The organism is Paenisporosarcina sp. P5_A11 (genome assembly GCF_056400705.1).
The window spans coordinates 1-8,767 of the sequence record NZ_JBFUKT010000145.1 but is presented as its reverse complement, the minus strand read 5'-3'; the positions used below and the strand labels follow the sequence as shown (position 1 = coordinate 8,767).

Below are 8,767 nucleotides of genomic sequence, written 5' to 3'. Positions count from 1 at the left end.
GGCACAAGTTGTTCTAAAGCAATCATTTCAATTTGATCTCGTTGAATTGCATTATGTTTTGAAAGCATTATAATCACCTCAAGATTTTATACTTCTATTATAAAAATTAAAAAGACTGTAGGCAAACTCGATTTTATCGAGTTTGTCTACAGTCTGAATGCTTCTCTATGAAGAAGCACTTACTTTCTATTTTGTTCTGTTTTGGAATCCTTTTGTCCAGTTGCCCTGGTATTGCCCACTTTTTCATGTGTTTCCTTATATCTTTTTATTTCTTTTCTTTCTTTTTTAAGAATATTTTTTTTTTCGATTCCACTATTATTCCTTTCTTTTTTACCGTGATGAAAGTTTGAATTTTTGTTCTTAGTTGATTTGGTTTTTTGATTAGTGGGATGCTTCACATTATACTTTTCTTTAGGTTTCTCTTTTTTATAATTTACTTTTTGTTTCTCATTCGATTGATCTTTCTTGCTATCATTTTGTTTCATCTTTTGTTTTTCTTGCTTCATAGAATTATTATGAGATTTAATTTCCTCGTTTTTTGGACCATTTTTCTCTTTCAAGCCTTTTTCTATTTTTGGTTTGTCTTGATTCTTCTTAGTTTTTGTCTTTTGTGTTTCAGATTTCACTTTTTGCTTCACTTTATCATGTTTAACTTTATTCATATCTTTGCGTTCTTTTTGATACTCTTGGACAGAAACCCCTTTTCTTGTTGCTGATTTCCAGTCAGATACTGTAGCCTCGGTCACTTTTATCGATTGTTTCTTAGGCAAAGCTTGAGTTGCAGAAGTAGTTACTGCAGTTTCAATTACTTTTTCTAATTTCTCATGATCCATTTCATTTTGATAGATTGTTGTTATCCCAATCACTTCTGTTTGCTCAATATGTGATTCAGTTCGATCTACAATTTGCAGTAAAACCCATGATAAAGGCTTACCTTTCCAAAATGAAATATCTCGTTTAATTTCGACACCATCTTCATTCAGCCCTTTAAATAAAAACACTTTTCCAGCATTATTAATACCAAGTTCAATACTTGGATTGATATCAATCTGAACATAAGCAGAAACATTCGATTGGGCAGGCAACAAAACAGAAAATAATAATACGATGGTTGCGACAACGGATATTATAGGTGCCGTCCATCTTGAATTGTATGAGTCTTTTAAATTTTGTTGCTTTTTATTTTGAAATGGTCGAAAATAAACTTCTTCTCCAATTTGAACAGAGGATGTAAGGGGTATGCCTTTTTCAAAAAGTCCATCAGACGTTAAGAAAATGCTATATGCAGATGTTGTCTCAAAGACAATCCCTTTATGCTTGTTCATTATGACATTCTCCCTTTTAAGTAATCTTTAATGTAATGCAAATCACTTTTCAGCAAAATAACAATTGCCACAATATATTTGCGATGTCGTTCAATTGTCTTACGCGAGACATTTACTAACTCCTCTAGCTCTTTCATAGGTAGCCTTTTCTTCGTTTGTAATATCTCGTAAAATTCATCTGTCTCTACAATGATTTGAGCAATTTGGATTGCTGTTTGTCTAGAGTCTTCATGAGATGGTGATACCTTAACTAATACTTGAAAACTTAATCCATAAGGTTTTAGTAATGATTCATATATTGCTATTTGTTGCTTTCTATCCTCTGCCTGCTGCTTCGCTGTAAATTGATCAAATGAATGTGAAGACTCTAGGATGTCAAATGCATCTTGATGGTCTCCATGTTCATACGTTATTTGGCCTATATTAATTTCTTTTCTTCTAGATTCTTTACGTATAAAGTCGATCAATTTACGCCGAATCAGCAAGTGTGCGAAAGTTAAAAAAGAGGCGTTTTTGCCTAATTCATAATGCTCAATGGCTTCATTAAAGGCAAGCATTGCAATACTGTATTCATCATCTTGTTCATTAATATAGCGTTTACACACAAATGATGCTGTTTTTTTCATAAATGGAGTATAGGAAGAAAGAAGTTCATGATGAACTTCCTTATTCCCATTTTTCGCTTGGATCACAAGCGCCTCAACATTTTGTATTGATTGTTTTTTTAAGAATAATCCTTGAATTGAAGCTAGAATCACAAGCCCACCCCGTTTTCGTACGATAGTTAAGTCCTATCCGATTGTAACGGGTTCTYGTGAAAATGAAAAGTCATTTTGCATGTCATTTTCTTTACATTTGCTAGTCTTATTTCTTATCTTTTCCTTCTTTTTTTGAATGTTGTTTGGCTGTATGCTCTTCTTTTTTCACATGTTGTGCTACTTTACGTTCTTCTTTTTTCACTTGTTGTGTTGCCTTGTGCTCCGATTTTTTCGCTTGTTGTGCTGCTTTACGTTCTTGTTTTTTCGCTTTTTGTGCTGCTTTGTGCTCTTGTTTTTCTAATAATTCGGCTGCTTTTTGAGCTTCTTTTGCTGCTTCTCTTTCAGCCTTTTTCAAATCATGAGTAACTTGTTTTTCTATTTTTTCACTTTCAGTTTCTTCTGTTTCTGGAACCGTTTTTTCTACTTCCGTTTCATCTTCATCAACAACTGGTGTTTCAGTAGTCGGATTTTCTTTATTATTTTCTTCATATTTCGCAATTGCTTTTTCAAGATTCTTTTTAAGAGCTGATTTAGCTTGTGGATTGTTTATTTTTTCAATATTAGTCGATAGTGCAAATATATTATTTGTATTTAATCCTACTGGGATATTTGCAACAATCATTTGTAAATCTTCGACTGAAGTTGAATCATTTTTGACGTTGTTCAAAGCGTCTTGTAGATTTACTGTTTCAAAGTTTGTTGTGTCCACTTTTTCAGTATCATTTGCAAAGACTTGGATTGAAGTTGATGCAATTAATCCTGTTGCTAGTAATGCTGCACTTATTTTTTTATAATTTTTCAATGTGATACACCTCATATAGTTTTTTGAACGTTTTGCGTTCTTCTAACTATTCGATTAGTTTATATATCTTTATGGGGGTATAAAAAAAAACTGCTGAAAATCAATTTGATTTTCAGCAGTTTTTGATGTTTTTATTAAGGCTATAAGTTTTTTTTTTCACTTTCCCGATCGACTTCATCGGCCATTACAAAGTTTTTTTATTTTTAAATCGACCCGCAAGAATAACTCCTACTGTAACTACAATGATCATTGTATAAGCAATAATCGGATTAGTCTCAAAGAAATCTTTCAAAAAGGGTTCATGAGTAATCATTCTAGCAGCTGTGAAAGCTAATACACCAGAACCAATATAAATAATGATTGGATATTTGTCGATTAATTTAACAAATAGTGTACTACCCCATACCATAATCGGAACGCTTATTATTAATCCCAATACGACTAAAAGGAAACTACCGTGTGCTGCTCCAGCAACAGCCAGTACATTGTCCAATCCCATAATTGTATCAGCAACAATGATCGTACCAATTGCTCCCCATAAATTCGATGAAGCTTTGTGATCGCCTAAATCACTTTCATCAATTAATAACTTGTAAGCAATCCCAATAAGGATGATTCCACCAACAAGTTGTAACCCTGGAATTTTCAATAACCAAACAATCGCTAGTGTTGCCAGAATTCTTATAACCACTGCACCGACTGTACCCCATATAATTGCTTTCTTACGATGATGTTCTGGCAAGTTCTTAGCAGACATCCCAATAACAATTGCATTGTCTCCTGCTAAAACTAAATCAATCATGATAATAGATAACAAAGCCACGAAAAATTCCCCTGTAAATATATCCATGTTAATCTCCTTTTAATGAATTATTGAAAACAAAAAAGACCTATGCCTAATAAAAGGCAAAGGTCTTGCTAAGCTCATTATATAATGGCTATCATAGCCGATGGTTTTACCCACGTAATGACGACTATGAAATAGGTTTCCCTATAGCTACTCCCCTTTGACAACAGTCAAAAGTTTATTAAGTTTTCATCTATCCTAATTATATCATAAACTGTAAAGTTGTAAACAATGTACTACTTTATTTGAATATGATAGTGATTCTCTTTTTTGTGCAATTGATAAAACGCAATCATGGATGGTAACGAATCAATGAAATCCGCGCATTCAATGTCACTATCCTTTAGCACTTCTTTAGCAACCTCTGTATTAAACTGTGCTGACCAGGTTAAATAGTCCAATGTTTCTTTTTCCACACCTAATTTCTGTCTGACAAATTTAATATCAAGTCCTTTTTTTGCAAGGACCAGAGGGAATCTTCCTTTTGGCAATTTACCGGTAATTTCCCATACCATATGGCGATACACTACTTCAACCGGATGAGGGTTTGGATCAGTTAAATGCAGAGTTTTGCCTTCTGCTCTTTTATTTTCACTAAAATAAACAACTGCTTTAATAATAAAATCTATTGGCACTACGTTAATAAACGCACTAGACTTTCCTACATACGGAATCACTGGAAGTTTTTTAAAATTTTCAATCATATTAATAAAAAAATATGGACCATCAAACTTGATGGTTTCTCCAGTTACTGAATGTCCTCGTACAATTCCAGGGCGAATAATTGTTGTAGGTATGGTTAATTTTATCTCCTCAACAAGTAGTTCTGCTTCAAATTTTGTTTCTTCATAATAATTCTTAAACCCACTAGGACGAATTAATTCATCTTCCCTCAAGATACCTTCTCGTGTGCCTGCAATATATGCGGTACTGAAATACATATATCTCGAAATTCTTGGGAGAGTTTGGACAAATTCATTTACCATTTGCGTGCCATGTACATTAACCTTCCATGCAATATCTCTAGGAACTGCTAAATCATACAGTGCTGCTAAATGCCAAACCACGGTCACTTGTTCACGTACTTGTTGTAAACTTTCATCTGCTATGCCCATATTTGGTAATGTGATATCCCCTTCAACTAAATGAATATTGACGTTTTGTGATTGTTTTACTAAATCTTTCGCTACTTCTCTAGCAATCTCTAATTGTGATGGTAGAACAATGGCAAAAATAGTTTCAGTTTTTTTTTGATKAATTAATTCTCCTATGATTTGTCTAGAGATAAATCCGGGGAATCCAGTAAAAAACGGAATATGCATAAGCTTCCTCCAAACCTTTGTTAACTGAATAATACAAAAATACGAATTTAAAAACAACATCTATTCTAGTTTCTGAATAGATGTTGTTTAAGATCGTTACGAACTCCGACGTGTTTCTCGGTCGAACAAACTATAAATAACTGGTATTACGTATAGTGTTAATAATGTAGAGCTTAATAATCCACCAATAACAACTATGCCCATTGGTTGATTAATTTCTGTCCCTTCACCAATACCAACAGCTAGGGGTAATAATCCTAAAATTGTTGTCAGAGTAGTCATTAGGATAGGTCTTAATCGATCTCGAGCGGAAGAAACAATGGCTTCATATGAAGAGTATCCTGCATCTTTTCGTTGATTAATAAAATCAACTAGCATAATCCCATTGTTTACCACGATACCGACTAGAACCAATAATCCTATGACGGCTGTTATGCTAATAGGTGTTTGTGTGATGAACAAACCTAACGCTACACCAATAATCATTAACGGTACGGAGAACATAATCACAAACGGATATTTAAACGATTCAAACTGAGCCGCCATTACAATATAAACTAATACAACAGCGAGTATGACAGCAAGTAACATATCATTAATTGCACTTTCAAATAGTTCTCTATCCCCGCTAAAAGTGATATCAACTTCTTCTGGCAACTTTAATTTCTCAATGGCTTCGTCAACTTGATCTGACATTTCACCTAAAGAATATGTGGATTGGTATTTCAGTGAGAAATTAACTGAACTCGCTTGATCAACTCGACGAATAGCAACTGGACCTTCTGCTATTTCTATAGTGGCTACTTCTTGCAACTTTACAAATTGGCCTGAGGGAGTTCGTAGCTTTAATTGCTTGAGCTGTTCAATGTTGCTACGATACTTTTCATCGTATTTAACGTACACCCCATAAACATCATCATTTTCTGAAATAATTTGAGTAGCAAATGCCCCACGGGTCACACTATTAACAGTTTGTGCTATTTGTGCAGGAGCAAGACCGTATTCAGTTGCGGCTTCTTTGTCTACAGTCATTTGTATTTCCTCAATGGTTTCTTCCATATCATCTGAAAGTTCACTAACTGAATCTAATTTACTTAAAGTTTTTCGGATGTCTGAAACAGCTTTTTCCAATCGTTCTTTGTCTGTATCCGTCACTGAAAATGACAATGAATTCGGTGTGGAACCAGCAGCTGTTTGTAGGTTAAAATTAACTTCAGCTTGATCTCCTACTAAATCTAATACCTTTGGTTGTACTTCATCGACAAACTCAAATACTGAGCGATCACGGTCATCTAACTCTACAAGCTTAACGTATATTTCAGCTCTATTAGTTTCGGAGGATCCTTGTGACTGTCCTTGTTGAGTACCTCCAACTAAACTAACATATACATCCACATCTTTTTCTTTCTTTAATGTGTCCTCTATTCTTTCAACAACTTCTTTTGTAGCACTAGTAGAAGAGCCGTTTTCCAGTTCTACATTGATACTTACAAAACCTTCATCAGTTGCAGGTAAAAATTCAGTTCCTACTTGGAATAAACCAAATACACCAGCCACAAGCATAATAGTTGTGATGACCATTACCATGAGACGATGTCCGAGTGCCCATTTAATGGAACGTTCGAACTTATTATATGATTTTGAACGTCGTCTTCTCGCTTCAGGATCGCCTTTCGGTTTACTCAACATACGACTGGCAAGCATAGGAATAACGGTTAATGCCACGACCAATGAAGCGATTAAACTAAACGAAATCGTCAATGCAAACTCAGTGAATATCTGACCAATTAATCCTGTAATGAAAATAACTGGCACAAATACCGCAACCGTCGTTACGGTTGAAGCAATAATCGCACCGGAAACTTCTTTTGTTCCTTCTGACGCAGCGGTTTTGGAATCTTTGCCCATGCTTAAATGACGTTCAATATTTTCAATAACGACAATGGCGTTATCAACTAACATACCAATACCTAGAGCAAGTGCCCCTAATGTCATGATATTTAACGCGAAATCTGCAAAATACATTAAAACAAATGTCACGATGACCGAATAAGGGATCGCTATACCGATAATAATTGGACTCTTTATTCCGCGTAAGAAAACAAACAACACTAACATGGCGAAAAGGCCACCAAATATTAAAGAAGAGCCAATGTTGCCAATAGCTAATTTGACGTAATCTCCTTGGTCAAATAAAATATCTGCTTCTACACCTTTAAACTCGTCTTTTTGTAAAAGTTCATCTAGTGATTCTTTAAAAGAAGTAGAAACATCCGCAGTGTTTGCACCAGATTCCTGCAACACAGACATTAAAACAGCCGGTTCTTCATTGGCACGGGTTTCTATCGAAGTTTCCTGTTCAGCTAGAACAACAGTAGCCACATCCTCAATAAGGATGTTTTTACCATCCAACGGATTAACTGTAACAACTAGATTTTGAATATCTTCAACTGTCGTCAAAGTGCTGACAATTCGAGTTGTTAATTGCTTACCATCTTCAGTTTCTATGGGATCTCCAGGGAATGATACATTATTCGCTTGAATCAGTTGCACAATATCAGACTGTGCTAAGCCTTTATCTTCTAGTTTTTGTTGATCAAGTAAAATTTGTACTTCCTCAACCAAAGCCCCCGAAACATTCACACTTGCTACACCCTCCGTTCGACGCAGCTCCTTTTCTAATTGCTCTGCAATTATTCGAACGTCTTGTCCATTCTCTGGAGCACGTAGTGAGAGCTGAATGACTGGAAACTGAGAAGGGTCAAATTTTAAAAATCGGGGTTTCTGTGATTCATCAGGAACAGGTGTTTGATCAATACGTTGCATGATATCTGTCTGCACATCATCTATGTCTGTAGACCAATCAAATTGTAAAAAAATAAAGTTTGTCCCTTCTCGCGAAGAAGATTGCAAGGTTTTAATACCCGGTAAAGTAGATAAGCTTGCTTCCAACGGTTTTGTCACTTTTTCACTAACTTCCGTCGGGCTTGCACCAGGGTAGCTCGTTACAACAACACCTATTGGTGGATTCAACTCTGGGATTAAGGTAACTGGTATTTTCAAAAAAGAAACTGCGCCTAAAATGATGACCAAAAACATAATAACAATTGTAAATACGGGACGTTTTATTGAAAAATCGCTAATTTTCATTTGGTGAATTCCTTTCTTGCACTAACTTCTACCTCTATCATATGCGTTAAGCCCAGTTACTTCAAACATGAATTGTTCCAAAATATATACTGACACAATATTAACAATTTTTATATGTGGATACAAAATACGGATTTTAATTGTTACTTAACAAACAGTCTATGTTAAAGCGAACTGTTGATATTGAAGAACAAACAAACGAGTACATTAACGACTATCATGTTGCAAGAGCGTGAAGAATGAGACCCACAAGTAGGTGTTTTCATACTTGTTGGCTCATGCGAAACGTGCGCTATGCGCAAATGTACGATAAACAACGGGATCGTTTAACAGACACTTTATTTTCAAAACATCTTATTAACGTTTAATTTAAGAAATATCATCACAACTGCATACCGAAACCTTGATTCCATTAACAGAGGATGACAGGTTTCCAGTTCGCTTCTGACGCTTTACCTGCTGCACAATAATCTAGAGAACAAAGAGGATGGGCTTGTGACTGCGTCACTCGCCCACCTCTCTTTTTGTAGATTATCCTGCGGCGGATTTGCATCATTCGCTCC

At 35.2% G+C, this 8,767-nt stretch carries 6 protein-coding genes; all 6 read right to left on the bottom strand.

The window, feature by feature from the left end; translation table 11 throughout:
• Nucleotides 1-179: 179 nt before the first annotated feature.
• The 6 genes from AC1DOS_RS15495 to AC1DOS_RS15470 all read right to left on the bottom strand — a co-directional run bounded on the left by AC1DOS_RS15495 (nt 180) and on the right by AC1DOS_RS15470 (nt 8,204).
• Nucleotides 180-1,325 (bottom strand): anti-sigma-I factor RsgI family protein, encoded by a 1,146-nt coding sequence (locus AC1DOS_RS15495; RefSeq protein ID WP_477538222.1) that lies wholly within the window; start codon nt 1,323-1,325, stop codon nt 180-182.
• Entirely contained in the window at nt 1,325-2,083 is a 759-nt protein-coding gene (gene sigI, locus AC1DOS_RS15490; protein WP_477538221.1) for an RNA polymerase sigma-I factor, read from the bottom strand. Before sigI ends, AC1DOS_RS15495 begins: the two co-directional genes overlap by 1 nt.
• Before the next feature lie 106 nt (nt 2,084-2,189).
• On the bottom strand, nt 2,190-2,885 hold the full coding sequence (locus tag AC1DOS_RS15485; protein WP_477538220.1) for a hypothetical protein: 696 nt from the start codon (nt 2,883-2,885) through the stop codon (nt 2,190-2,192).
• Nucleotides 2,886-3,069: 184 nt separating this feature from the next.
• A complete protein-coding gene (locus AC1DOS_RS15480; protein ID WP_108584355.1) occupies nt 3,070-3,735 on the bottom strand; it encodes a TerC family protein in 666 nt (221 codons plus the stop codon).
• 233 nt (nt 3,736-3,968) lie between these two features.
• On the bottom strand, nt 3,969-5,054 hold the full coding sequence (locus tag AC1DOS_RS15475) for an SDR family oxidoreductase (RefSeq protein ID WP_477538219.1): 1,086 nt from the start codon (nt 5,052-5,054) through the stop codon (nt 3,969-3,971).
• Nucleotides 5,055-5,150: 96 nt separating this feature from the next.
• Nucleotides 5,151-8,204: an efflux RND transporter permease subunit gene (locus AC1DOS_RS15470; RefSeq protein ID WP_477538218.1), complete on the bottom strand. Its 3,054-nt coding sequence runs from the start codon at nt 8,202-8,204 to the stop codon at nt 5,151-5,153.
• Nucleotides 8,205-8,767 lie beyond the last annotated feature (563 nt).